The sequence below is a fragment of the Idiomarina sp. 29L genome (assembly GCF_004123135.1).
Lineage (GTDB): Bacteria > Pseudomonadota > Gammaproteobacteria > Enterobacterales > Alteromonadaceae > Idiomarina.
Genome location: NZ_SDJS01000004.1, coordinates 268,571 through 294,751 on the forward strand (window position 1 = coordinate 268,571; position 26,181 = coordinate 294,751).

Annotated in this window: 30 protein-coding genes; 10 read left to right on the plus strand and 20 right to left on the minus strand. The window is 47.8% G+C overall.

Annotated features, from left to right (window positions below; genetic code table 11):
* Positions 1-100: 100 nt before the first annotated feature.
* Complete coding sequence (locus EST55_RS10340; protein ID WP_088767773.1) at positions 101-439, minus strand: Grx4 family monothiol glutaredoxin; 339 nt, start codon at positions 437-439, stop codon at positions 101-103.
* Between the two features lie 210 nt (positions 440-649).
* Here EST55_RS10340 and EST55_RS10345 point away from each other — a divergent pair, with 210 nt between their 5' ends.
* A complete protein-coding gene (locus EST55_RS10345; protein WP_100691728.1) occupies positions 650-1,231 on the plus strand; it encodes a Fe-Mn family superoxide dismutase in 582 nt (193 codons plus the stop codon).
* Between the two features lie 116 nt (positions 1,232-1,347).
* On the opposite strand, the gene EST55_RS10350 is transcribed toward EST55_RS10345, so the two are convergent.
* Together EST55_RS10350 and fadR are read right to left on the minus strand one after the other, a co-directional pair.
* A complete protein-coding gene (locus tag EST55_RS10350) occupies positions 1,348-1,797 on the minus strand; it encodes a TM2 domain-containing protein (protein WP_129497387.1) in 450 nt (149 codons plus the stop codon).
* A 112-nt stretch (positions 1,798-1,909) separates the two neighbouring features.
* Entirely contained in the window at positions 1,910-2,620 is a 711-nt protein-coding gene (gene fadR, locus EST55_RS10355) for a fatty acid metabolism transcriptional regulator FadR (protein ID WP_129497388.1), read from the minus strand.
* 143 nt (positions 2,621-2,763) lie between these two features.
* On the opposite strand from fadR, the gene dsbB reads away from it, so the two are divergent.
* The gene (gene dsbB, locus EST55_RS10360) at positions 2,764-3,309 is read left to right on the plus strand and encodes a disulfide bond formation protein DsbB (RefSeq protein WP_129497454.1); all 546 of its coding nucleotides are present in this window, start codon (positions 2,764-2,766) and stop codon (positions 3,307-3,309) included.
* A 3-nt stretch (positions 3,310-3,312) separates the two neighbouring features.
* Here dsbB and EST55_RS10365 read toward each other — a convergent pair whose 3' ends face one another.
* The 11 genes from EST55_RS10365 to EST55_RS10415 form a co-directional block, all read right to left on the minus strand.
* Positions 3,313-3,744 carry a YcgN family cysteine cluster protein gene (locus EST55_RS10365; protein ID WP_129497389.1) on the minus strand — a complete coding sequence of 144 codons (432 nt, stop codon included), beginning with the start codon at positions 3,742-3,744 and terminating at the stop codon, positions 3,313-3,315.
* A gap of 27 nt (positions 3,745-3,771) precedes the next feature.
* Positions 3,772-4,710, minus strand: coding sequence for a lytic murein transglycosylase (locus tag EST55_RS10370; RefSeq protein ID WP_240665300.1), 939 nt, complete (start codon positions 4,708-4,710; stop codon positions 3,772-3,774).
* 47 nt (positions 4,711-4,757) lie between these two features.
* A complete protein-coding gene (locus EST55_RS10375; RefSeq protein ID WP_129497391.1) occupies positions 4,758-5,006 on the minus strand; it encodes a YcgL domain-containing protein in 249 nt (82 codons plus the stop codon).
* Between the two features lie 14 nt (positions 5,007-5,020).
* Positions 5,021-6,190, minus strand: coding sequence for a ribonuclease D (rnd, locus tag EST55_RS10380; protein WP_129497392.1), 1,170 nt, complete (start codon positions 6,188-6,190; stop codon positions 5,021-5,023).
* The gene (gene fadD, locus EST55_RS10385; RefSeq protein WP_129497393.1) at positions 6,187-7,854 is read right to left on the minus strand and encodes a long-chain-fatty-acid--CoA ligase FadD; all 1,668 of its coding nucleotides are present in this window, start codon (positions 7,852-7,854) and stop codon (positions 6,187-6,189) included. Before fadD ends, rnd begins: the two co-directional genes overlap by 4 nt.
* An 89-nt stretch (positions 7,855-7,943) precedes the next feature.
* Positions 7,944-8,813, minus strand: coding sequence for an alpha/beta fold hydrolase (locus EST55_RS10390; RefSeq protein WP_129497394.1), 870 nt, complete (start codon positions 8,811-8,813; stop codon positions 7,944-7,946).
* A 5-nt stretch (positions 8,814-8,818) separates the two neighbouring features.
* Positions 8,819-9,397, minus strand: a complete 579-nt coding sequence (locus EST55_RS10395) for a Slp family lipoprotein (RefSeq protein ID WP_129497395.1) — start codon at positions 9,395-9,397, stop codon at positions 8,819-8,821.
* A gap of 13 nt (positions 9,398-9,410) precedes the next feature.
* Entirely contained in the window at positions 9,411-9,713 is a 303-nt protein-coding gene (locus tag EST55_RS10400) for a hypothetical protein (RefSeq protein WP_129497396.1), read from the minus strand.
* Positions 9,714-9,780: 67 nt separating this feature from the next.
* Positions 9,781-10,464, minus strand: a complete 684-nt coding sequence (tsaB, locus tag EST55_RS10405) for a tRNA (adenosine(37)-N6)-threonylcarbamoyltransferase complex dimerization subunit type 1 TsaB (RefSeq protein ID WP_129497397.1) — start codon at positions 10,462-10,464, stop codon at positions 9,781-9,783.
* Positions 10,461-12,395 (minus strand): ATP-dependent DNA helicase, encoded by a 1,935-nt coding sequence (locus tag EST55_RS10410; RefSeq protein WP_129497398.1) that lies wholly within the window; start codon positions 12,393-12,395, stop codon positions 10,461-10,463. Before EST55_RS10410 ends, tsaB begins: the two co-directional genes overlap by 4 nt.
* Before the next feature lie 51 nt (positions 12,396-12,446).
* The gene (locus EST55_RS10415; protein ID WP_058578750.1) at positions 12,447-12,728 is read right to left on the minus strand and encodes a hypothetical protein; all 282 of its coding nucleotides are present in this window, start codon (positions 12,726-12,728) and stop codon (positions 12,447-12,449) included.
* 340 nt (positions 12,729-13,068) lie between these two features.
* Between EST55_RS10415 and hisG the strand changes: the two genes are divergently transcribed.
* Genes hisG through hisIE form a run of 8 tightly spaced genes read left to right on the plus strand, consistent with a single transcriptional unit; the run spans position 13,069 to position 20,130 of the window.
* On the plus strand, positions 13,069-13,962 hold the full coding sequence (gene hisG / locus EST55_RS10420; RefSeq protein WP_129497399.1) for an ATP phosphoribosyltransferase: 894 nt from the start codon (positions 13,069-13,071) through the stop codon (positions 13,960-13,962).
* A gap of 2 nt (positions 13,963-13,964) precedes the next feature.
* Positions 13,965-15,275: a histidinol dehydrogenase gene (hisD, locus tag EST55_RS10425; RefSeq protein ID WP_129497400.1), complete on the plus strand. Its 1,311-nt coding sequence runs from the start codon at positions 13,965-13,967 to the stop codon at positions 15,273-15,275.
* Positions 15,275-16,357 (plus strand): histidinol-phosphate transaminase, encoded by a 1,083-nt coding sequence (gene hisC / locus EST55_RS10430; protein ID WP_129497401.1) that lies wholly within the window; start codon positions 15,275-15,277, stop codon positions 16,355-16,357. Before hisD ends, hisC begins: the two co-directional genes overlap by 1 nt.
* Entirely contained in the window at positions 16,354-17,430 is a 1,077-nt protein-coding gene (hisB, locus tag EST55_RS10435; RefSeq protein ID WP_129497402.1) for a bifunctional histidinol-phosphatase/imidazoleglycerol-phosphate dehydratase HisB, read from the plus strand. The genes hisC and hisB overlap by 4 nt, the downstream gene beginning before the upstream one ends.
* Positions 17,427-18,017 carry an imidazole glycerol phosphate synthase subunit HisH gene (gene hisH / locus EST55_RS10440; RefSeq protein ID WP_129497403.1) on the plus strand — a complete coding sequence of 197 codons (591 nt, stop codon included), beginning with the start codon at positions 17,427-17,429 and terminating at the stop codon, positions 18,015-18,017. Before hisB ends, hisH begins: the two co-directional genes overlap by 4 nt.
* Complete coding sequence (hisA, locus tag EST55_RS10445) at positions 18,011-18,748, plus strand: 1-(5-phosphoribosyl)-5-[(5-phosphoribosylamino)methylideneamino]imidazole-4-carboxamide isomerase (RefSeq protein ID WP_129497404.1); 738 nt, start codon at positions 18,011-18,013, stop codon at positions 18,746-18,748. Before hisH ends, hisA begins: the two co-directional genes overlap by 7 nt.
* On the plus strand, positions 18,730-19,512 hold the full coding sequence (gene hisF, locus EST55_RS10450) for an imidazole glycerol phosphate synthase subunit HisF (RefSeq protein WP_129497405.1): 783 nt from the start codon (positions 18,730-18,732) through the stop codon (positions 19,510-19,512). The genes hisA and hisF overlap by 19 nt, the downstream gene beginning before the upstream one ends.
* A 9-nt stretch (positions 19,513-19,521) precedes the next feature.
* The gene (gene hisIE, locus EST55_RS10455) at positions 19,522-20,130 is read left to right on the plus strand and encodes a bifunctional phosphoribosyl-AMP cyclohydrolase/phosphoribosyl-ATP diphosphatase HisIE (RefSeq protein WP_129497406.1); all 609 of its coding nucleotides are present in this window, start codon (positions 19,522-19,524) and stop codon (positions 20,128-20,130) included.
* 11 nt (positions 20,131-20,141) lie between these two features.
* Here hisIE and EST55_RS10460 read toward each other — a convergent pair whose 3' ends face one another.
* From EST55_RS10460 to recR, 6 genes are all read right to left on the minus strand, one after another.
* Complete coding sequence (locus tag EST55_RS10460) at positions 20,142-21,527, minus strand: MATE family efflux transporter (protein WP_129497407.1); 1,386 nt, start codon at positions 21,525-21,527, stop codon at positions 20,142-20,144.
* Between the two features lie 44 nt (positions 21,528-21,571).
* Positions 21,572-22,354 (minus strand): alpha/beta hydrolase, encoded by a 783-nt coding sequence (locus EST55_RS10465; RefSeq protein ID WP_129497408.1) that lies wholly within the window; start codon positions 22,352-22,354, stop codon positions 21,572-21,574.
* Between the two features lie 9 nt (positions 22,355-22,363).
* Complete coding sequence (locus EST55_RS10470) at positions 22,364-22,765, minus strand: MAPEG family protein (RefSeq protein WP_053952589.1); 402 nt, start codon at positions 22,763-22,765, stop codon at positions 22,364-22,366.
* 48 nt (positions 22,766-22,813) lie between these two features.
* Positions 22,814-23,461 (minus strand): adenylate kinase, encoded by a 648-nt coding sequence (gene adk, locus EST55_RS10475; RefSeq protein ID WP_100691706.1) that lies wholly within the window; start codon positions 23,459-23,461, stop codon positions 22,814-22,816.
* Positions 23,462-23,572: 111 nt separating this feature from the next.
* Positions 23,573-25,486, minus strand: a complete 1,914-nt coding sequence (gene htpG, locus EST55_RS10480; RefSeq protein ID WP_129497409.1) for a molecular chaperone HtpG — start codon at positions 25,484-25,486, stop codon at positions 23,573-23,575.
* Between the two features lie 76 nt (positions 25,487-25,562).
* The gene (recR, locus tag EST55_RS10485) at positions 25,563-26,168 is read right to left on the minus strand and encodes a recombination mediator RecR (RefSeq protein ID WP_129497410.1); all 606 of its coding nucleotides are present in this window, start codon (positions 26,166-26,168) and stop codon (positions 25,563-25,565) included.
* Between the last annotated feature and the right edge of the window lie 13 nt (positions 26,169-26,181).

Here is a 26,181-nt window from a genome sequence, read left to right on the forward strand (position 1 = left end):
GTTAATGAAACCTTCACAATCGGTAATGGGGATAGCCCAAGTTAAAAACAAGGGCTCTGTCAAAACTTTTGACCGATTGCTTACTATTTGTTCAGCTATTTTACTCTGCTGACGGTTCCGGGTGGCGTTCTGCTACCTCTGTAATCAGCTGCTGCAATTCACCATTTTGGAACATCTCAATGATAATATCACAACCACCGACTAATTCACCTTCAACCCAAAGCTGTGGGAAGGTTGGCCAGTTTGCGTACTTTGGCAGTTCCGCACGAATGTCTGGGTTCTGCAAAATATCCACATAAGCAAACGCCTGACCACATCCCATAAGAGCCTGTGATGCCTGTGACGAAAAGCCACAGCTTGGCAATTTCGGCGAGCCTTTCATGTATAACAAAATGGGATTTTCTTCGATTTGTTGCTTAATTCTGTCAACCGTTTCCATAACACCTCTGCTCTACATAATGGTTGATTAAAACACTCAAGTATTCTAGCACAGCAGAAAAGATTTGCCTAAATTGAAAGATTTCCTTGAAAAGCAATCTAACCAACCCTATATAACGTAGATACAAGAATAAAATTCGTCTTCTGGCGATTATAAATACGCGTCGCCAGATACTAAGTTGCCTTAAAAGAAAAACTACGGAGAGAGACTATGGCATTTGAACTACCCGCTCTTCCTTATGAGAAAAACGCATTAGCGCCTCATATCTCAGAAGAGACTTTAGAGTATCACTATGGCAAGCACCACGCGACTTACGTCAACAAGTTGAACGATGCCGTCAAAGGTACTGACCTTGAAAGTAAGTCGTTAGAAGACATCATTAAGTCAGAAAAAGGTGGCTTGTTTAATAACGCTGCTCAAGTCTGGAACCACACGTTTTACTGGAACTGTTTGAGCCCAAATGGTGGTGGCGCTCCAACTGGCGCTATTGCTGACGCTATCAACGACAAATGGGGTTCTTTCGAAAAATTCCAGGAAGAATTCAACGCAAGCGCAGCAGGCAACTTTGGCTCAGGCTGGACTTGGTTAGTGAAAAAATCTGACGGCTCTGTTGATATCCTGAACACCGATGATGCAGACACTCCAGTTGCACACGATGGTGTTGAAGCTCTATTAACTGTCGACGTATGGGAACACGCCTACTACATTGATTATCGCAACTCTCGCCCTAACTACCTGGAAGCATTCTGGAAGTTGGTGAACTGGGACTTTGTGAACAAAAACTTAGGTTAATAGTTCTGAGTTTTACAAATACAAAACAAAAAGGCGCCTCTGGCGCCTTTTTTATTGTTCGAATTCAATTTTACATCCAAGGACGATGCCCTTTTAGAACCAAGGACGATGCCCTTTTAAAACCAAGGACGATGTCCCTGAACATAGGTTTCCTCGAATTCATCGTCAGGCTTAACGATATAAATAATGAATTCAATAAACGCGATAATACCGATAATAAATGATGGAATTCCCAGTAGGATAAAACCAAACAAGAACACCAACAGCATAATAACGCCTTCTTTGGTGTATCCCAGATAGAATTTATGGGCACCAAAAGCGCCTAAGAAAAAGGCCAAGACAGCGGCGGCAATTTTCTTCGACGATGTGCTGGTATTTGAGGCAGCAGAGTCTGGGTAAACCGCTTCAGCTTTGTCACCGGTCACTGCAAAATCGACTTTCGCACCCACTTTCGGCAACTGGTTTCCTTTCCATTCTGAAATATCGAGAGTATAACGATTACCATCTTCACCAGAGATAATGCCGCTACGGTTGCCCTCGTCAAAATCTAGTACTGATCCCTTCATTTTCTTATTTTCCTTTTGGCTATTAGGTAGGTATCAGCTACTAGGTTATAGAATTGTAAATAGCTAAGCAACGCAAAAATTTTAGCCATAAAAAAAGCGCCATTCCGGCGCTTTATTCGACTAGATTATTCGGCATGTCGCCGCGCAAACTGTGCCATATTTCCGCAGACTCATAACCATAACGGCGCACCAAGTTTACCGACTCGTTATAGTCACCTTCTTTTGCACAACTCACTAAGTTTTCGTAATAGTCCCGTGCCAACTGACGAGCCTCGGGTGAGGAGAAGTAGTACTGCCCAATACGAGAATACAGACCTTTGAATCCGTTTAAGACGAGTACATAAATAGGATTTCCGGACGCCATCGCTAAATCATGGTTTAACTGGTAATCAAATTCAGCAAAGCTCTTTTCGTCATCCTCAAGCTCTTTGGCCGCTTCTATCAGCTCAATAACTCGGGTCGGATTATGGCGGATGGCAGCTCGAATATAAATTGCGCTAATATTTGTACGCGCAGACAACAGTTGGTCCACCAGTTCAGGCATGCCATCTTCGTCAAGGCGAGCTAAGGTTTCCAGTATGTTTAACCCGGAAGTTTCCCAGAAGTTATTCACCTTGGTCGGTTTGCCATGTTGAATGGTCAACCAACCATCACGAGCTAAGCGTTGCAGAACTTCGCGTAACGTCGTTCTAGTAACGCCAATTAGCTCCGATAATTCACGTTCTGCGGGTAAAATGGTTCCTGGCGCAAAATGCCCGTTCCAAATAGACTTAACGATATACTCTTCGGCAAATCCCGCCGGACTTTTGGCTTTTATAATCATTTTCCCGCCCAAATGCTGAATGATAGAGTGATTCTAGCAGCCTTATACGAGGTCGGACAAGATAACTTCAGCCTTTATATCGACATTCCCAAAGCATTTGGGTATGGTTTCATCGTTTTTACACTTTCTTAAGGAATAGAGTGATGCTGTCTATAGGTCAATGGCCGACCAAACCGTTTGCCTGGCTGCTTCTTTTTCTGGGTTGCGCTGCACTGTTAGGGACTGCCTTGTACTTTCAGGCTGTATTAGGGCTTGAGCCTTGTGTTAAATGTGTCTATCAACGCATGGCTGTTGTCGGCATTGCGCTATCCGCCATTATAGGCCTCATCGGCTCAGGCTTCGCATTACTGCGTTGGATTGGCTTGCTGGGTTGGCTTTACAGCAGCTTTGAAGGCCTCCGTATTGCCTATGACCACTGGGACTTACAAACTTCTAAAAACGCTTTTTTCGCCGTCTGCGAAAGCGCTCCTGACTTTCCGGAGTGGGCACCTCTCCACGAGTGGCTTCCGGGCCTTTTCGCCGCACCGGGGTTATGCGGTGATATCGACTGGCAGTGGCTTGGAATGGGTATGCCTGGCTGGATGACATGGATATTTGGTGGGTTACTGCTCTTAGGTGTTATTGTCACGCTAGCCCACTTCATTGGCTTATTTAAAAAGCGTAAAGGCTTAGTGCTTTACCATAAATAGATCTTAGTTGAGCGGCCAGGTAACGATTCTGTCCTCCAGATCTCCACTGTATTTCCGTTCACTGATGCATTGGCCGGCAACACAATAGCCGGCTTTTTTCATGGGCTCTTTGCTACCGTTATGCTTTAACGGATGCCATTTGGGCAAAGGTTGTCCTTGCGCCCTCAAGCGATACGCGCAAGTCGCAGGCATGAAGTAAACATCTTCAATGTTTTTTGGCGTTAACGTCACACAGGCAGGCACACGCTGACTTCGGTTTGCATAATCGGTACAGCGTGCTGTCTCGGTATCGAGCAACTGACAAGCGACATCCGTAGAGTAGAGGTTGTCTTCCTCATCGAGCAGTTGGTTGACGCAACACTGGCCGCAACCATCACAAAGCGCTTCCCACTCGGATGTGGTCAGCTCCTGCAATGGTTTTTCGTACCAAGCCATTAAACTGCCCATATGCAGCTTCGATAACTACCGAGGAAAGCGGATGCGATCGGACAAGTATCCCACTGCAGCCACAAAGTAATGCGAGCGATTCCAACGCATTAACGCATCGTAATTTGCATAAGCCAGATACACTCGCCCTTCTTTGTCATCCGGAATGACCACAGATGCTGTAATATCGTCTCTCTGCGGAAGCTTTGAGCCATCATATCGCGTCACGCCTAAGTCAGCCCATTCGCTTAGCTTTTTCTTCGTGTCCAGTCCCGACAGAGAAGTATCAAACCCTTCTGGCAGTTGCACTTGGCGGCCCCAGGTAACATCGTCGCGCCAGCCCACCGAGCTCAAATAGTTAGCGGCAGACGCAAACACATCCGGATAGCTCCCCCAAATGTCTTTACGCCCATCACCATCATAATCGACCGCGTAATTCATAAACGAGCTTGGCATAAACTGAGTCTGCCCCATAGCGCCCGCCCATGAGCCCTGCATTTTTTCCGGGGCAATGTGTCCATCCTGGATAATCGTTAACGCGTGCCATAATTGCTTTTTGAAAAACGCTTCGCGCCGTCCGTCAAACGCCAGCGTCGTCAATGCCGACACAACATCGAAACCACCTGTATATGAACCAAAATTTGTTTCAATCCCCCACAACGCAACAATAAAGCGAGGCTGAACACCGTACTCTTTGCCTACTTTTTCAAGCAGCTCTTTATGCTCTTCATACTTTTCTTGCGCTTTTTTGGCTTTCCACTCTGGAACCGCTCTTGGCAGGTAAGTATCCAACGTCAATTTAAATTCTGGCTGGTTTTTATCAAGCTCTACCGCACGTTGATAATACTTCACATTAGCAAACGCTTTTTCTAGGGTCTCGTCGCTATAGTCATTGCTTCGAGCTTCGTCTTTCAATGCTTCCACGTAGTCAGAAAACTTCTTCTCGACATTCTCGTCCTGGGCAGAGACACTCATGCTGACCAAGGCCAAAACTCCAATTAATGCACGGCTAACTATTTTTTTTAACATGAAATGTCCTCTTGCTTAGGTGGAAGCTGTAGATAAAAACCATCGTTATCAAGGCGTTCAATTAACTCTTTGACGCTCAACCGCGCCAGTTGTTCACGAGTGGTTAAATTTATGGTCAATATTTTTTCAGCTTTACCAAAGCTTTGCACAAGCGCATCCGGTAATTCACTGAAATCTTCACCATGAGGAAGGTAAATATAGGTATCCGCTTTGCGGGAACTGCGATACACATCGCACAACATAAGTGTCTCCGAAGCTATAACGAAACAATAGCCCGTAATTCTGCCCCAATTGCTGCATTTCGCCAACCCGTCAGTAAGTCTGGTTGCGGCAGACGTTCCTGTTGCTGCGGCGAGTATTGCCAGAAAAAATTAATCAGGTCATTTATTTGTTTTCGTGATGCCACTAATGATACAGGCACATCAAGTGACTCAGCGAGCTCGGTAACTTTTTGCTTTATCGCTTTAAACGTCTCCTTGTAGCCCGGCATATCGTCCAACCGACTTAAGGGCTTCAGCGATTTAGAAGTCGCCTGCTCTTCGGCTTTTCTAATGACTGTCATCATTTCATTGCCGGAATACTTCTTTGATAACGGCGGTAAGTCACGAATGTGATTTAGATCGCTTTGTGATTTGGGTTTGCGTCTGGCCAGCTCTAACAATGCGCCGTCTTTAGCGATAAAGCCTAATGGAATGTTTTTCTTTCTAGCCTTGTTGAACCGCCAACTGGCCAACTCTTGTAAAACCGCTAACTGCTCATCATTGAGTTGCCAGGCATTACCCACTTGCAAATATAAGAGATCGTCAGGAATGCGAGTCGTTCGCTTACGAACTTGAAGTACCGATTCTTCGTAGACGATATCCAAACAGCCCTTTTCTTCGCAAAGTTCTTTCAAATAAGGATACATAACAGCCAGATAGCTGGCATCAGCGGCAGCGTAATCCAGTTGTTCAGGGCTTAAAGGCCGTTTTAACCAGTTTGTGCGGGAGAGGCTTTTGTCGAGCTCCACATTATCAAATAGATCGCTGACTAAGCGAGCATAGCCCATGGACTCACCAATACCACAAAACCCGGCAGCTATTTGGCTATCAAACACACGGCTTGGTTGAGCACCGCCACTTTCATAGAAAAACAGCTCAATGTCTTCCCCACCGGCGTGCAAGACGGTTTCAATGCTATCCGAAGAAATGAGCGACCATACTGGCTCTAAATTAATATCAGCCAACGGATCCACGATAACCGTGTCACCGCCAGCATGCATCTGTAACAGTCCAAGATTCGCGTAAAACGTCCGTTCTCGCACAAACTCAGAGTCGATCGCAAACCAACCCGCCTGACGAGCTTTAGAGCAGAAGTCGGCTAACTCATCGGTAGAAGAGATGAGCCGGTACTGACGCACCGACTCCGGAAGTTCAAGCTGCGTCAAGAGTTCTCCTCGTCACGCAGCTCTTTACGTAGAATTTTGCCAACATTCGATTTCGGTAACTCGTCACGAAACTCGACAAGCTTGGGCACTTTATAAGCAGTCATATTCTCGCGCGAGAAATCGATAACTTCTCTTTCTGTTAACGACTTATCTTTTGCCACAATAAACACTTTAACGACCTCGCCTGACGACTCGTGCGGTACGCCAATAGCCGCAGACTCGAGTACTTTCGGGTGATCTGCCAGCACGTCTTCAATTTCATTCGGATAGACGTTAAAGCCAGACACCAAAATCATGTCTTTCTTACGGTCGACAATTTTAAAGTAACCGCGATCGTCAACCGTCGCCATATCGCCGGTTGCAAACCAACCGTCTTTAATAGATTCGGCCGTATCTTCAGGGCGGTTCAAATACCCGACCATAACTTGCGGACCTTTTACTTCCAGTTCACCTGGCTCGCCCATTGGCACTTCTTCGCGCGTTTCAGGGTCAACAATACGAACATCGGTACTAGGAACCGGTAAGCCGATGCTGCCAGTGTAATGCTCGATATCATAAGGGTTCACCGTAACAACCGGAGCGCACTCGGTAAGGCCGTAGCCTTCCAGAAGGCGGGATTTAGTCACCCGTTCCCATTCTTCCGCAACGGCTTTTTGTACCGCCATACCGCCGCCAAGCGCCACTTTCAGGTTAGAAAAGTTAACGTCCTTAAACCCTTTGGTGTTGAGCAGACCGTTAAATAACGTGTTAACCCCTGAAATCATTGAGAACGGGTACTTATTCAACTCTTTCACAAAATTCGGCATGTCGCGCGGGTTAGTAATTAGCACGTTTTTACCGCCGTGCTTTATAAAGGTCAGGCAGTTCGCCGTTAATGCAAAGATGTGATAAAGCGGCAATGCCGTAATAATGACTTCTTCGCCGTCATTCATAATAGGCGTAATACAGGCCGACACTTGCTCTAAATTGGCAACCATATTGCGATGAGACAGCATTGCCCCTTTGGCTACGCCAGTGGTGCCGCCGGTGTATTGTAAAAATGCAATGTCGTCACCGGTCACTTCAGGACGCTGATATTCTGTCTGGGCACCTTTTGCCATTGCCTGATTCAGGCTAATGGTATTTTTAAGGTTGTGAGACGGCACCATTCGTTTAATGTGCTTAACCACAAAGTTGACGATAAACCGCTTAGGGAGCGGCAGTTGGTCACCAATTTGAGTGGTCACAACCACATCAAGCGGTGCCTCGTCTTTTATTTTAGCGTAGGTGTGCGCAAAGTTTTCTAAAATAACCAGCGCTTTTGCCTGAGAGTCAGTCAGCTGATGCTTTAATTCGCGTGGCGTGTATAAAGGGTTTACGTTCACCACCGACATGCCGGCGCGCAAAATACCGAATAAAGCAACAGGGTACTGCAACAGGTTTGGCATCATTACCGCAACCGCATCGCCTTTTTTCAAACCCTGACTTTGCAAGTAGGCGGCGAATTCGCGAGATTTCAGTCCCAATTCTTTGAAACTCATCTCTGAGTCCATATTTACGAATGCGGTTTTCTCGCCGTACTTCTCGATGGACTGTTCGAGAATATCAACCAGCGAAGAAAAATGATCCGGGTCAATAGTTTCCGGAACACCCGCTGGATAGTTTTTCAGCCAAATCTTTTCCATAAAAGGCTCTGCCTCTCACTCTTAAATTTTGTTTTGTTAACACTTTATCTTCGCATATCCGACCAGTTAATCCTAGTCATACAGCGCTGCTAACCGCTTGATTTTAGCAACTCAGCTATTTTTTCTGGTTGCTCCATGTGAACATGATGCCCACCATTCAGTGTTATTAAGCTTAGATCAGCAACGTGATGCTGCCACCTTTCGATAGCTCGAGACAGATTTTCATGACCGTTATCTCCTCTTACAACGGTCACCGGCATGTTCAAGCCCTGAAGAAGTTCATCGACCGCCGTTGAGTGCAAACGGTAAGGTGAAACAGACTTAACCCTTGGGTCGGCGCGCCAAGAAAACGAATGGTCGGACGTTTTATTCAAGCCTCTATCAACCAGCAGCGCTACTAAGTCTCTGGAAAAGTCAGCCTGAGCAGCGCGTGCATCAATCGCAGTTTCAAGCGTTGAGTAGCCGCGCCAGCGACCACTTCGCTTTTTGTAACGACTGGCAAAGCCTTTTATCAATTGCTCCCGAGCGTTCATTTCATCAGAAACCAGCAACCCGAAAGCTTCGACCAATATCAGTTTGTCGACTTTTTCAGGGCAAAGAGACGACACCACATTACTGACAAAGCCCCCCATCGAATGCCCTAATAATGTGACAGGGTTGCTAATATGATGAGTGAGAATTTGCCAGAGGTCGTAGGCGTAGTCGATAAAGTGATAGTGGGTTCCGGGCGGGCGGTGATCACTGTGTCCATGCCCTGCCCAATCAAGTGCAACCAAACCAGCGTCATCATCATTCCAGTGTTCAGCTACAGGCAGGAAGCTGTGACAATTATCGAGCCAGCCATGGGTCGCAATGGTATTTATGTTATGCGGGTCGCCCCAGCATAAGCCCCGGACAACGCCCCATTCTAATTCATAGCTGACAGGTGTCGCTTTCGCTGCCGTTGTCCGGAAATTCATTAATACTAATTACGTTCTTTTGCAGGGGTACCAGAGTTGTCCTCGACTCGTACACGCACCGGAACTGGATAACGATAAGGATAGTAAGGTGAGTAAAAGTTATGGCGGAACCATAGCGGCGAGTAATCAATCTCGACGTGATTTCTCTGAGCTTTTGGCTTCCATAAATAGTGGTTATCGGCCTCGATTACCGGATAAACATAAGTGTACTCATCAATTTTGCCCTGTTGAGTGTTACCTATGGTACCAACAAAGCTAATTGCCCGACCTTTTTTATACACTTCTGGATCGATAAAACCATCAATAACCGCTAAGAAACGACCATCACTGTCATCACTCACTTCGGGACGTCCCCAACGTTGTAGTGGGAAGCTCACTACCTCAAATACCGTTTTATCTTCTGTATTGCGAACGTCAGCAATAACACCGCCCCAACGAGCCGGCTGACCAGCCACTTTATCCTGTTGCACTTTCGCTTGCTTATACTCAACCAGCGCATCCTCGTTGGGCGTCTCCAGTTCGGTAGGAACGGACGCACAACCGACTAAGCCGATGGTGAGTAACAAACATGTCAGTAATCTCATAACAGACCTCTCTTTAGGCATAAACATCGACACCAAACATTGACGCAACTTCTTCACGTTTTTCATTCAAAGCCACCGCCTGATAAGCGCCCAACGCCTTTTGTGAACGCTGTGGTGGTTCATCATACACCGTGTTTAAAGACTGCCAACGCTCTGCTTGACGGCGGCTTTGCTTCGCATCAGGAACGACCTGCGGTAACTCCACAGCATTAGACACGGCGGCATTTTTCTGCTGCTCGTTGTCACGCTGCACCGTCTGTTGCGATGCCTGCTGCTGGTTACTTAACGGCTGCACCGTTTGCGGATTTATCTGCACGTCAATATTGGCTCATCTGTTATGTAAGACAGGATCTATTATGGCGAGTTCCTGAGCGTTCAGCAAGTTAACGCCCCGGTAACTTTTTCCAGGTCACTTCATTACGCACATAGAGTGGCTCAAGCAGTTCGGCCTGAACCGGCTCAACACCAGCACCATTCACTACTGTCAGCATATCCTCCGCCAACGGTAGCCGGCTATTATCGCTATGTTTTAGCTCATGATTTTCATCAAGAATATCTGCGTAGACGTCCCAGCCTGTACCAGCAGTACCCCAGCCCTTCAAGCGCTCTGTATCAATAAGGTTCGTGTCTGGTTTTGCTACAGCCGGCTCTGACTGAGCCACAGCAACTCCGTTCTCATTCGTATACAAAGCGTAATAAACCTCGCCCATGCGTGCATCAATACAAGCCACCACACCAGAAACATCGTTTTTGCGGATGGCTTGCTGTGCCAGCGCCTGTAAACTGCACACGGGATAAACGGGTAAATCAGCGCTAAATGCAAGTCCCTGCGCCATAGACACGCCAATGCGCACGCCTGTAAAACTACCTGGGCCAGCGCCAACCACAAGCCCGTCCAGCTCGGCTAAAGACACGCCAGCACTGTCGAGAACCCCCTCCACAAAAGGCAGCAGCTTTTGTGAGTGCTCCCGGGGACTTTCAATATCACGGGTTGTCAGCTTGCCATCGTGAACAAGCGCGACAGAACAATTTTCAGTTGATGTATCTATAGCTAATAACGACTTCATACATTTTGCTCTTCTGTAGAACTTTTATGCGCCAGAAATTCAAGCGCGGTATCTAAGCTACGGGTGCGACTCATAGCCGGTAAGCTGGCCAAAAACTGCTTACCATACTGACGTGTTACCAGTCGGTTATCGCAAACCACCAGAATACCTGAGTCGTACTTATCCCGGATAAGCCGCCCTGCGCCCTGCTTTAGCGCAATAACGGCTTGCGGAAGCTGAATGGTGCCAAAGGCATCTACTCCTCGCAGGCGTGCGTCTTCCACCCGGGCATTCAATAAAGGATCATCCGGCGATGCAAACGGTAGTTTATCAATAATCACACAACGCAGAGCATTACCTCTGACATCCACACCTTCCCAGAACGACGAGGTGCCCAACAATACCGCATTGCCGGCTTTGGTAAAGCGCTCTAACAACTCACCTTTATTCGACTCGCCCTGCACCAAAATTTCATTGTCGACGTGTTCTCTCAGAATTCCTGCCATTTGTTGTAGCATTCGATGGCTGGTAAACAATAAAAACGTTCCGCCGTCGTTATGTGTTATGCATTGTTTGGCAATATCCGTCAGCATTTCATGGCGGTTACGATCATTAGCGTCCGGTAAATAACGAGGCAGGCACAAGGTAGCCTGCTTTTTAAAGTCAAAGGGGCTTTCCAGAACCAGGGGGGCCGCTTGCTCAATCCCCAGTCGGCGTGTGAAAAACTCAAAGTTGCCATTAACCGCTAATGTCGCCGAAGTGAATATCCAGCTCATGTTATTGCGCTTAATATAGCCACCAAAGGTCTTCGCCACACTTAGTGGCGTTTGATGCAAGCTGATTTGTCTTGGCGTCGTTTCAAACCAAAAGCTGTAGCCAGTACGTTCAACGTCCATTAACTGACGCCAAATGACCCTGTAATCCTCTGCCCGTTCTAATAAATTGTCGAGATCTTTGTTCCGCCCCTGCGCAGTTCTCAATACATCAATAAGCAGGGTTAAGCGCTCATCGAGACGATCCGTCACTTCGACAATGTCTTCTTTATTGCGCCATTCGCGCCAATTGCCGCGCATTGGATCATGAGGAAACAGTAACCGAAAATCGCGCAGCGATTGTAATAACGTTCGCGCCATCGCACTGGCCTGTGACAAGTCTTTCAGCTCCGTCAGACATAAGCGCTGAATTTCCTCACACATTTCACTCAATTGACGCGTCGACACCGTTTCACCAAAGTACTGACTGGCAATATCAGGGATTTGGTGGGCCTCATCAAATACCACGGTATCTACAGCAGGAATGAGCTCGCCAAAACCCGTATCTTTTAATGCCATGTCCGCAAAAAACAAATGATGGTTAACCACCACAACATCGGCTTCTAAAGCCTGCTTCCGCGCTTGTACTAAATGACAGTCATCATAAACCGGGCAGTCACGCCCCAGGCAGTTATCCTGAGTACTGGTTACCTGAGGTAAAACCGCCGCCCCTTCCGGAAGCACATTCAGCTCACCCATATCACCGCTGCGAGTTGTCGTTGACCAACGCGTCACGGTAATGAGCTGATCCTGAATCTCTTTAGGAAGCTGTCCCGCCTGCTGCTTTGCTTGTTCAAGTCGATGCAGACAGAGGTAATTTGAGCGCCCTTTCAGCAAGGCGACCACTTTTTGCGGTGCCAGCTTTTTTCGTAATACGGGTAAGTCCCGGTGAAACAGCTGTTCTTGCAGGTTTTTCGTGCCGGTAGAGACAATCGCCTTACCTTTGGAAAGCAGAATAGGCGCAAGGTAAGCAAAGGTTTTGCCGGTACCGGTCTCAGCTTCAACCACGAGTTGGCTTTTCTTTTTCAGCGTTTTTTCAATAGCTTGTGCCATTGTCGTTTGCGACGGACGAGGCTGGAAGTTGTCTATTGTTGAAGCCAGCTCACCATCGGGCTGAAAAATGGAGGAAACGGTCGGCATAATTCGCGCTAGTTAATGATAATTAGCGCGCATTATGACATAGAAAAAGAGTCAGGCGTAGGTGTCTATATGACCCGAATTGCTATCCAAGTTGTCCTCTGTTGACTCATCCTGAGTCACCTCGGATTCAGACTGCTGCTGTTCAGAAGACTGCTGTTGCCGCTGCTTCTCTCGGTTAGGATCATTATCAATAGTGGTGCTTTCCTCATCGCTAATCGCTTGAAGCTCTTTGGTTTTCTCAATTTGATTAACCCTCATTTGGTCCTGAGAGTGGTCAACCGGTACCCGGGTATCCTTTGGTATTAATGGCACCATTGCATCAAAGTTTGCCATGAGCGTGCTCCGCTGTTTCCTTGCTTTTTGTTACCGACGTTGCCGTCTTGATTATACAACCACTGATTAAATATTAACCTACTATCGACCCGTAAAGGAATAAATTTACGCTTGCATTACAAAATCAACCTGTTAAGGTATTATACAACTTTGCGAAATACAGCGTACACCATTGGAGTCAACAAAATGAAATTCGTTCATCATCATCATGCACATCATTGGATTTTATGGGCTAGCTGAGAGCGAGTTTCTGGCTAGCCGCATAAGCGCTAGCCTTTCGATTGACTATACAACCTCCGAAAGGCAACTTTCGGAGGTTTTTTAATTTTTAGGAGTAATTATGACTAACCGTTTAACGATAGCGATACAAAAATCTGGCCGTCTGAGTAAAGAGTCAATGGCGTTATTAAATGCCTGCGGTGTAAAGTTTAGCATTAATGAAGCTCGCCTCATTGCCCACAGCACCAGTCATCCTATCGATTTACTCCGGGTGCGTGACGATGACATTCCCGGCTTAGTCATGGACGGTGTTGTCGACTTAGGCTTAGTCGGCGAAAACGTGCTTGAAGAAGCGCGACTTGAGCGTATAGCCAGCGACACCGCTGCCGTATTTCAGCCACTCAGAGCGCTGGAGTTTGGTCAATGTCGGTTATCAATCGCTGTGCCTCGCGAACTGTCTTATCAGTCACAGGCTGATTTAGACGGTATGAGAATCGCCACGACGTACCCTCAACTTCTAAAACGTTATCTGAAAGACAATGGCATTAATGCCCGAGTTGTCATGTTGACGGGCTCCGTCGAAGTCGCCCCTAGAGCGGGCTTAGCCGATGCGATTTGTGATCTGGTATCAACAGGGGCAACACTGGAAGCTAACGGTCTCGTCGAGAAAGAAGTGATATTCCGTTCACAGGCGCAGCTTATTCAAAACGCAGAAGGTCTTTCTGATGAAAAACAGGCGATGATCGACCAGCTTCTGCCTCGAATCGATGGCGTACAAATGGCGAAGGAAAGCAAATACATTATGCTCCACGCGCCCAAAGATAAGCTTGAAGAAGTGGTTGAATTGTTGCCTGGTGCAGAAACCCCGACCATTTTGCCGCTCAGTCACACTGACAAACAAGTGGCTGTGCACATGGTCAGCACAGAAAAGCTGTTCTGGGAAACCATGGAAGATTTAAAAGCAAAAGGTTGCAGCTCGATACTTGTTCTGCCAATTGAAAAAATGATGGGGTAATTATGCAAAACCTCAATATTAACGTTGAGTGCTGGGCAGACTTGTCTGCCGACGAACAAGAGCAACGGCTCTCGCGTCCCCGTCAGGCGACAGCGACAAACACGCAACAAACGGTTAAAAAGATCCTTGCCGATATTCGTGACAACGGTGACAGTGCACTGCTGAATTACACTCGACAGTTTGATTCTTCTGATGCGACCTCATTGCGTGTATCGCAACAGCGTATAGAGCAAGCCGTGAAACGTCTCGACAAAAAAGTGGCGGAGGCGATTGATACCGCTTACGGGACGATTCGTCGTTTTCACCAGGCACAAGTCCCTGAAAACCTTGCTGTTGAAACCATAAATGGTGTTCAGTGTGAACTTCGCTATGCGCCATTAGCTGCCGTTGGGCTTTATATTCCTGGTGGTAGCGCGACCTTGCCATCCACTGCACTCATGCTCGGCGTGCCCGCCCAACTGGCCGGCTGTCAACGCGTTGTGTTGGTCAGTCCGCCGGACAAAAGTGGTGACTTACCGGATGCGCTGTTGTACGCCGCAAACCGTTGCGGCATTACAGAAATATACACCTGCGGCGGTGCTCAAGCCGTTGCCGCCCTGGCTTATGGTACAGAGTCCATCATCCCGGTTGATAAAGTATTTGGTCCGGGCAACAGTTTTGTCACCGAAGCTAAGCAACAGGTGAGCAATGACGCCAGTGGCTGTGCTATCGACTTACCCGCCGGTCCTTCTGAATTACTGGTTATTGGTGATGACACTGCTAACCCGGCTTATATTGCGGCCGACTTGTTGTCTCAGGCCGAGCACGGCCCCGACTCACAAGTTATTCTGGTCACACCATCCAGCACACTGGCAGACAAAGTAAGACAAGCACTCATTGAGCAGTGTCAGCAGTTACAACGGGCTGATATTGCAGCCCAGGCGTTAGCCGAAAGCCGTTTACTGGTTGTCGAGACTATTGATGAAGCAATAACCATTAGCGAGCAATATGCGCCTGAGCACTTATCCATACAAACGGATAATGCCCGCTCATTGCTACCCAAATTGACCCGCGCGGGCTCTGTTTTTGTGGGTCACTATACACCGGAGTCTGGTGGTGACTACGCAACAGGCACTAACCACGTATTGCCGACCTATGGTTACGCGCGCAATTACAGTAGTTTGGGACTACTGGACTTTTATCGCCGTTACACCGTGCAAGAAGTGTCCTACGAAGGCTTAGCGACTTTGTCAGAGGCTATTACAACCCTGGCGAATGTTGAGGGGCTCGATGCGCACGCTAAAGCTGTCACCATTCGCATGGAGGACCAATAATGTCATTAGTGGAACAGTCTCAGCGCCAGCACTTAAAAACACTGACGCCCTATGCGTCGGCCAGACGCAGTATGAGCGGTGGTAATGTGTGGCTGAACGCCAATGAGTCACCTTTTGATAACGGTTACCGCTTTGACGATGCCGCTCTGAACCGGTATCCACAGTTTCAGTCAGAGGCGCTGAATAACGCTTATACCGACTATGCTGGTATACAACCCAACCAGGTGTTGAGTACTCGCGGCTCTGATGAAGGTATTGAATTGTTAATTCGGGCGTTTTGCGAACCGGGTCAAGACAGTATTCTCATTTGTCCGCCGACTTACGGCATGTATGCGATATCGGCTAAAACCTATGCCGTCGATACTATTGAGGTGCCGCTAATAGATTCAGAGCAGCGAAAAGGCCAACTGAACGTTGAGCAGGTGATCACGCAGGCTAAGAATTGTAAGGTCGCGTTTCTGTGCTCACCGTCCAACCCCCTGGGTAACACGCTAAATGCAGCAGACATTCAGCAAGTGCTGGATGCCTGCCCCAACACCGTTATTGTGGTTGACGAAGCCTATATTGAATTCTGTTATGACGACAGCAAAGCACCTTGGCTGACGACCTACCCTAACCTGGTAGTTTTGAGGACATTATCAAAAGCCTTTGCGCTTGCCGGCATTCGTTGCGGCTTTTTACTCGCCAATGATGACATTATTGAGCTAATGAAAAAGATACTGGCACCCTACCCACTGCCGGAGCCTACCATTAATATAGCAACGCAGGCTCTGAGCCCGGGCAATATTAAGCGTATGCAGCAGCAGGTCGATACACTTATCGGCGAGCGCGAGCGGCTGATGGGGTTACTCAGTGACTTACCACTTACACTAGAGTTTGACAGCGTAACGAATTTTTTACTGTATCGTTGTGATACCACCCAGACCAATGCGGCCGACATTGTCAGTGCGCTACAACAACACGGTGTGTTGGTTCGGGACCAATCTAAACAACTCGGGTTAGACGGTTGTATTAGAATAACGGTAGGTAGCCACGAAGAAAATGACGAGCTGGCACAACGATTAAAAGGGTATTTTTCATGACACAGCAATCCATACTTTTTATTGACCGCGACGGCACCTTGGTTGAAGAGCCCCTCGTCGATAAGCAGCTCGACAGTGTCGACAAGCTCGTTTTTGAGCCAAATGTCATACCGGCACTGTTAAAGCTTCAAAATGCCGGGTACCGACTGGTCATGGTGTCTAACCAGGACGGGCTGGGTACCGAGAGCTTCCCGACGGACACCTTTGAGGCTCCGCACAATTTAATGATGTCGGTATTTGAGTCGCAAGGGGTTCGTTTTGATGACGTATTAATTTGCCCACATTTTGACGAAGACAACTGCGCCTGTCGTAAGCCTAAGCTGGGGCTTGTGCAACCCTATCTAACGGAAGGGAAAGTCGACTTTGCTAACTCTTTCGTTATTGGCGATAGAGAAACTGACTTACAACTGGCACAAGGCATGGGCATTCGCGGTATTCGCTACAACCGGGAAGAATACAGCTGGGACGACATTGTCCACGAAATTGTTGACCGTCCCCGTACCGCCAAAGTGTCTCGTAAAACTCATGAAACTGACATTAATATCGCCATTGATCTGGACAGCTCTGCACGCGGCACATTCAGTACCGGCATTGGCTTTTTTGACCACATGCTGGAACAAATTGCCACACACGCGGGCATTTATATGAGCGCCGTCGTCAAAGGTGACTTACACATTGATGATCACCACACCATTGAGGATACGGCTTTAGCGTTGGGTCAGGCATTGCGCACAGCACTTGGTGACAAACGCGGTATTGGTCGCTTTGGCTTCGCGCTGCCGATGGACGAATGTAAAGCCGAGTGCCTGATTGACTTATCCGGGCGCCCATACTTGAAGTGGCAAGCGGACTTTAGTCGCGACAAAGTCGGTGAATTGTCGACAGAAATGGTTGAACATTTCTTCCGCTCGCTGACCGATGCTATGGCCATTAGCCTGCACCTCTCAACAACCGAGGGCAACAGTCATCACCAGGTAGAAAGCCTGTTTAAAGTCTTTGGTCGCGCGTTACGTCAGGCGGTTGCTAAAACCGGAGACCAACAACTGCCATCGAGTAAAGGAATGCTGGCATGAAGGTAGTGATAGTCGATACCGAGTGCGCAAACCTGACATCGGTTCGCTTTGCGATTGAACGATTGGGATATTCATGCACAGTGACAGACGACGCAGACGCGATTCGCGCTGCTGATCGTGTCATTTTGCCCGGCGTTGGCACTGCTGCTGCAGCGATGCGTAACCTACAGAGAAAACAGTTGGTTGACGTGCTGAAGTCGCTCGACCAGCCAGTGCTCGGCATTTGTTTGGGAATGCAACTCATGACATCGCATTCGGAAGAAGGTGATGTGGAGTGCCTAGGATTAATTCCGTCATTGACTAAACGGCTTGAGGTTGGCGAACTGCCGCTGCCACACATGGGCTGGAATACGTCGATGCCAACCAATAATAATCCGCTACTGAAGTCTGCCGAACAATACTGTTACTTTGTTCACAGCTATGCGGTCGCCGTTGACGAATATACCATTGCCGAAGCGGAGTACGGCCAACGCTTTGCATCAATGATTCGCCACAACAATTATTTCGGCGCGCAATTTCACCCAGAACGCTCAGGCAAAGTGGGTGAGTCAATTTTACGTGAGTTTCTGGAGGCTAAGCTGTGCTAATACCTGCGTTAGACTTAATTAATGGCGCCGTTGTACGACTGTACCAAGGTGACTTTTCTCAGAAAACTGAATATCAGTTTTCACCGGTTGAACAAGCTCAGAGCTACGTTAAAGCTGGCGCAAAATGGCTTCACTTAGTGGACTTAGACGGCGCCAAGGACCCTAAGCAGCGTCAAACAAAGCTGTTGGAAAAGCTGATCAAAGAGTCAGGTATGAATTGTCAGGTCGGTGGCGGTATTCGCACCACTGAAGACATCGACGCTCTGTTGGCTGTTGGCGTTAAGCGCGTAGTGATAGGCTCAACCGCTGTCAGTTCACCAGAGAAGGTGCTCGAATGGTTTAAAACCTACGGTCCTGAAAAGATTGTGCTGGCGCTGGATGTCAACATTCAACCCAACGGTCAGGCGTTAGTGGCAACGCACGGCTGGCAAGAGTCTTCAGGCAAGGCCCTGGAAGATGTTTTAGACCAATACCTTGAAGTAGGCTGCCAACACGTATTGTGCACCGACATTAGTAAGGACGGCACACTCAGCGGCAGCAACGTCGAACTGTATCAAAAGTACAAAAGTAAGTACCCAAACGTGCAGTGGCAAGCGTCGGGTGGCGTAAGCAGTTTAGACGATATAAAAGCGTTAAAAGCCATTAACTGCGACTCTGTGATTCTGGGTAAATCGCTGCTAACCAACCAATTCACTCTGGAGGATGCACTGGCATGTTGGCAAAGCGAGTAATTCCCTGCCTGGACGTTCGTGACGGTCAGGTCGTTAAAGGCGTTAAATTTCGCAACCACGAAGTCATTGGTGACATTATTCCGTTGGCTCGCCATTACGCCGAGAGCGGTGCCGACGAGTTGGTTTTCTATGACATTACCGCTTCGTCCGATGGGCGCACGGTCGATAAGTCCTGGGTAGAGCGAGTTGCCAAAGAAATTAATATCCCGTTTACGGTCGCCGGCGGTATTCGTTCAGTGGCACAAGCGCAAGAACTGCTGTCAAAAGGCGCTGATAAATTGTCAATTAACTCCCCTGCGTTACTGGATCCGTCATTGATCGACACGCTGGTGGCAGAGTTCGGTCAACAGTGTATTGTTATCGGTATTGATAGTTTCTTCAATGAGGAGACCGGTACCTATGAGGTGCACCAATTTACCGGCGACGAGAAAAAGTCACGCAAATCGGCATGGCAAACCAAAGACTGGTTACAGGAAGTGATTAAACGGGGCGCCGGTGAAATTGTCTTAAACTGCATGAATCAGGACGGCGTACGCAAGGGGTACGATATTGAGCAACTGGCCGCTTTACGCGATTACTGTTCAGTACCCATAATCGCCTCTGGTGGCGCTGGTGAAATACAGCATTTTGTCGATGTTTTTAATGACGCCAAAGTTGATGGAGCTCTGGCAGCTTCAGTCTTTCATAAGAACGTTTTTTCAATTGCCGATGTGAAAAGCGCAATGCACAACAATGGCATTGTCGTGCGTCCAATTGAACCCTAAGGAGTGACAGTGAGAGTCGACAAGCAAAATTTAAACAGCCTTGACTGGGCAAAAATGGACAACCTGCTTCCCTGTGTTGTCCAGCACGTTCTGACCGGCGAGGTCCTGATGCTGGGTTACATGAACGACAAGGCACTTGAAAAGACATTAGTGTCAGGTCAGGTCACTTTTTACAGCCGCAGCAAAGCGCGTTTATGGACTAAGGGTGAAAGCTCCGGCCACGTTCTTGAGTTGGAAGAAATTCATACCGACTGCGACAGTGACGCACTGCTAGTTAAAGCAATGCCTAACGGGCCAACCTGTCATTTGGGCACTCAAAGCTGTTTCGCTGAGACGTCAGGGTCTTTTTTACACCACTTAGAAGGGGTTATTAATTCAAGAAAAGGCGCCGATGCCGGTGAAAGCTACACTGCCAGCCTCTTCCAGAAAGGCATTAAACGCTGCGCTCAGAAGGTTGGCGAAGAAGGCGTCGAAGTGGCGCTGGCAGCAGCAACCAACGACAAAGACGAACTGCTTAATGAAAGCGCCGACCTGCTGTATCACTTATTGGTGGTACTCAGTGCCAGCGACTTGTCAATGAACGATGTGCTTAAGGTGCTTAAACAACGCCATAATTAGCTGATAGCTAATTATGCGTTGTTCAGTTGCTCTTGAAAGTGGCGGCGCTTATAGGCTTTTGAAACTTTTTTCAGCCTGACAGACAATAAAACGGCCGCCACACTCAGGCCACTAATAAAGCCTATCCAAAAACCGGCAGCTCCCATTGCCGGCACCACTAAGTCGGTTCGTCCGAGTATATACCCCACGGTTAAACCGAAAGGCCAGTACGATATGAACGCCAAGACCATTGGCAGTGTCGTATCTTTGTAGCCCCTGAGAGTGCCCATTGCCACCACCTGGAACGTGTCAGACAAGGTGAAAATAGCAGCTAACCCCATCAAGGTCGCTGCTAAGTTAATGACTTCTGTGTTGGGTGTGTACAAGCTAGCCAGAAAGCTGCCACCTAAGTACATAATAAGACCGTTAACGGCTGCAAAGACGCCGCCAAACCATAGGGCAATTCTGAAGTTTCGCATTGCGTTATCCGGGTTTCCGGCACCTAGTGCAAAACCAACACGCAAAGTCACCGCCATAGAAATACTGAGCGGGACCATATAAACCAGTGAACTTATGTTTAAGGCTATTTGGTGGGCGGAGACCACAGTAGGACCTAACGGAGCAATTAATAGCGCAACCGCGGCAAATAAGCTCACCTCAAAAAACAGCGACATTGAAATGGGAAAACCCAGACGAATGACATAAGTCACGTCATCCCAACTCGGCTTGTACCAGCGACGCAATAACTTTAATTCTTTATAGCGCTTGGCGCCGAATGTATAAATGGCCATCGAAATTGCCATCCCCCAGAGCACTAATGCGGTTGCCACACCACAACCGGCGCCGCCAAGTGCCGGCATGCCAAATTCGCCATAGACGAAAATATAGTTCGCCGGAATATTGATGATAAGTCCGATGAAGCCAATAATCAGTGACGGCATGGTGTTCGACATGCCCTCACAGAAGTTTCTCAGAACGGCATAAATAACAAAGCCGGGAATACCCCAGGCAATATAGAACAAGTAGTCCAGCGTAACTTGACGGAACTTATCCTCTACTTCCATTAAGTCGAGCAGCCAAGGTGCTGAAGACATCCCTACTAGGGTAATAGCTCCGACTATGGCACAAGCATAAAACCCCTGCTGCAGCATATTCGCCATTTTTCGATGACCACCGGAGCCGTCAAAATGAGAAATAATGGGGGCAAGCGCCAAAGCAAGACCGAAAACTAATAGTGTCGCGGGTACAAAAATACTGCCGCCAACGGATACCGCCGCAAGATCAATTGCACTTTTTCGACCGGCCATTACCGTATCAACAACGCTCATCAACATCTGTGTGAGTTGTGCGATAAGTATTGGGCCAGTGAGTCGAGCCAGTTTGATTACTTCGCTTTTATTGTCTTGCCAGGGTTTCACAGTTGGAGTGTCTCGCTAATTTAGGCTGTATTGCACGTGTAGCGTTAGCTGTTGATGTATTGTACTAACTTCTCATTCACCTCTGCCGGATGTGTCAGAGGCCCCATGTGTCCTGCGGCAATGGATTCACGCTTCAGCTGGCTAATAACCGTCGAGAGTGCATCAGCCACTGCCTTAGCACTACGACGAGTATGCTCGCCCTGAACCATCAACACAGGCTGCTCAAGACCGGCATAATCGTTCAGGCGCTTAGGCTCGTTAAGCAGCGCATCAAAATCCAATGCCACCTTGGCTGCCTGCTTCACCATCAACGTCTGTATTTTGGACGGCAAGGCGTCGAAATAGCCAGGACTGTTCCAGTAATCGACAAAGGTGCGGGTACACTCTTCAGCATCTTTCCCATGCATCGCCTGACTGATTTCCTGTATTTCAATCATTCCGGGGGAGTCATCGGTTAACACATGGAATGCAACGGGTTCGTACACGGCTACTTTTGCGATGGTAAAAGGTTGCTCCAAGGCCAGTTTCAACGCCAAGGCACCACCGTAAGAGTGACCAATCACATCAATTGCAGTATCTATTTTTAACGCCGAAACAGCCTCAACGACCCGGGGTATCTCGTCTGCCAAGCGAAAGTTCGCCACAGCTTCAGGCTGTGGTGCTTTCCCATAACCGAGTAAGTCAACGGCAATAACAAAACGAGTTGGGCTAAGCCTTTGAATTAAGTCTCGCCACTGAGAACTCGCGCTTTGAGAGCTGTGAAGCAACAATACCGGTGGGTTGTGCTTCTCACCAAAAACATACACTCCAGAACCTAACTCTGACATTTTGTTTCTCTACAGCAAGCTAAAGCCAATGAACTGACCGACACAAATTCCCGCACTGAATAACAGAACGGCGAAGGTACCCAGAACACCAATAGTGCGAAAGATGCTTGGCCCTATTGTCTTAGTTAAACCGATAGCATGGCTTATACGGGCAATGAGCGTAGCAATACCAATTCCGTGAACTAGCTCCGTTGAAGTCCCATTAGCTTCAACCATACCAAGCAAAATAAGAATAAACGGGACATACTCAATAAAGTTACCATGGACCCGTACTGCCACTTTCAGCTCGTCTTCTCCACCGGTACCAATACCAACGCGATACTTCCAGCGTAAGCGAACAATTCGCACAGCCAAAATTAAATAAAGTACTGCAAGTAAGCCAGCGTAAAAACCGGTGATGCGAATATCCATTGTGTCGCCCCTTTATTCAAAAAAGGCCCACCAAGTGAGCCTTTGTGTTTATTTTTTCAGTAGCTCACCAAGCTGGTCGCTAACTTTTTCAACCGGCTGTGTGCCATCGATTTTGTAATACTCAGTTTTGCCTTCTTCCGACAATTTCTGGTAATACTCAACCAGTGGTTCAGTTTGCTCATGGTATACTGACAGGCGTTTACGGACCGTTTGTTCTTGGTCATCCGGGCGAATAACCAGCTCTTCGCCAGTTTCATCGTCCTTGCCTTCTTCTTTTGGCGGGTTATGCTCAACGTGATAAACACGACCTGAACCAGGGTGCACGCGACGTCCACTCATGCGCTCAACGATCACTTCATCCGGCACATCAAATTCTAATACGTAGTCGATCTCAATGCCGTTATCACGCATTGCATCAGCTTGCGGAATCGTGCGAGGGAAACCATCTAACAAAAAGCCGTTTTGGCAGTCTGGCTCAGCGATACGCTCTTTCACCAGTTCAATGATGATGTCATCAGAAACAAGCTGACCGGCATCCATTACCTGCTTGGCCTTTTTTCCTAACTCCGAGCCCGACTTAATTGCTGAACGCAACATGTCACCTGTCGAAATTTGAGGAATACCAAATGTGTTCATCAGGAACTGAGCCTGGGTGCCTTTACCTGCCCCCGGAGCGCCCAATAAAATAATGCGCATAAGAAACCTCTTTGCGTGATTCAAAAGTCTGCCCCGAACTTTACCCTGACAGGCAAGGTATTACAAGCACAGAGAAGTGCTGCGGCCAATGGTATGACCGCAGCAGAAGGCTTATGCGTTAAGCATTAACTTATTCAGTTTCGTCACAAATGAAGCTGGATCTTTCAGATTTCCACGCTCTGCAAGTGTGGCTTGATCGAGTAATACATCAGCCCACTCTTTGAAGGTTTCATCGTCTTTTTCCAACATTCTCTGAACCAAAGCGTGCTCAGGGTTCACCTCAAAAATGTACTTGGTTTCGGGCACCGCCTGACCTGCCGCTTCCATCAACTTCGCCATTTGCGTGCTCATATCATGCTCGTCGGTGATGATACACGCTGGAGAGTCCGTTAAGCGGTGCGTTACGCGAACCTTTTTCACTTTATCACCCAACGCTTTCTCAAAGCGCTCAAGACTCTCTTTGAAGGCTTCTTCGGCTTTTTCCTGCTCGGCCTTATCTTGTTCGTCGTCGAGCTCACCAAGATCCAAATCGCCTCGAGTTACCGACTGTAACTGCTTTTCCTTAAACTCGGTTAAGTGGCTCATGAGCCATTCATCAATACGATCGGAGAGCAACAGAACTTCTATACCTTTCTTGCGGAATATTTCCAATGCGGGATTATTTTTCGCCGCTTCATAGCTGTCCGCCACAATGTAGAAGATCTTATCCTGACCATCCTTCATGCGCTCAATGTAGTCATCAAGACTGACTGACTGAACAGCACTGTCATTATGGGTCGACGCAAAACGTAATAACTCCGCAATACGCTCGCGATTACTATGGTCTTCCGCCGGACCTTCTTTTAAGACATTACCGAAGGTGTCCCAGAACTGCTGATACTCTTCCTTGTTGTCTTTCGCTAGTTTCTTCAGAATTTGTAGCACTTTTTTAGTGCTACCGTTACGCATTGAACGAGTAATTTTGTTGTCCTGAAGAATTTCACGAGACACATTCAACGGCAAGTCATTCGAGTCCACCAAGCCGCGTACAAAACGCAGATAAGTCGGCATTAATTGTTCTGCATCATCCATAATAAAGACGCGCTTAACATAAAGCTTTACGCCATGCTGCTGTTCGCGGTTCCATAAATCCCATGGAGCCCTTTTCGGAATGTACAGCAAGTTTGTGTACTCCGTGGTACCTTCAACTTTGTTATGCGTCCACAGCAGCGGTTCGTCAAAGTCGTGCGCAACCGTTTTGTAAAACTCTTTGTATTCGTCGTCAGTAATTTCTGACTTATCACGCGTCCATAGCGCCTTGCCTGAGTTAATAGTTTCCCACTCACCGGGCTGCGCTTCAATTTTGTTGCCTTCACCGTCCTCAGATTCAGCAACCGGCTCTTTCCACATTTGCACTGGAATGCTCAAGTGCTCTGAGTATTTATTAATAATGCCTCGCAGGCGATACTCGTCTAAGAATTCTTCGGCATCATCTTTCAAGTGCAAGATGATATCGGTGCCGCGACGTGCCTTTTCAATGTCAGCAATTTCAAACTCACCTTCACCACGCGAACGCCATTCAACACCCGCAGTATCTTTACCTAACGCTGAGCGAGTGCGCACGGTAACCTCATCTGCAACAATAAATGCGGAATAGAAACCGACACCAAACTGACCAATAAGCTGACTATCTTTTGCCTGATCACCGGAAAGCTGGCCAAAGAACTCTGCAGTTCCTGACTTAGCGATAGTACCCAGGTTATTCATAACATCGTCACGCGTCATGCCAATACCGTTGTCACTGACAGTAACCGTCTTAGCTTCCTTATCAACCGAGATGCGGACAAACAGCTCATTGTCGTCGCCGTATAGAGAGTTGTCACTCAGCGCTTTAAAGCGCAGCTTATCGGCCGCATCAGACGCGTTGGAAACCAATTCGCGCAAGAAAATTTCTTTATTGGAATACAAAGAATGGATCATCAAATGAAGCAGCTGTTTTACTTCTGTCTGAAACCCGTGTTTTTCCATTTGACCGGCTTCCGCCATAGTGTTTTCTCCTACTGTTTAAAACGTACAGTGATACCTAACGTTTTAAAATGGGGATGACACTACGGTTTTCAAGTCAGCGAATGAATTGTTTTCGGCCGCTAAACGCGTGACCTAATGTGGTTTGGTCAACGTAGCCCAGTTCACCACCTACAGGAACGCCGTGAGCGATGCGAGTGGTGTTAATCTTGTGTTGATCCGCCATGTCCGCGATGTAATGAGCGGTTGCATCACCTTCGACGGTAGGGTTGGTGGCAAGTATGATTTCTTCGATACTGTCTGAGTGAAGCAGCTCTTCGAGCTTATCTAAGCCAATGTCTGATGGGCCAACACCATCGAGCGGCGATAAGTGACCCATTAGAACAAAGTAGCGACCTTTAAACTGGGAGGTTTGCTCGATGGCTAAAACATCGGCCGGCGTTTCAACGATGCAAAGCACGCCACTTTGACTCCGGCTTGAGTCCAGACAAATAGGGCAAAGCTCGTTTTCCGTCAATGTACGGCAACGTTCACAATGTCCGACAGTTTCAACCGCGTGCTTTAAGGCTTCAGACAAGTTTGATGCGCCCGGTTTATCTCTTTCCAATAAGTGAAACGCCATACGCTGCGCCGTTTTCTGACCAACACCAGGTAAACGCTTCAAGCTTTCCACCAATTGTTCGATAGCCGGGCTTAACTTCACTACTGTCGCTCCG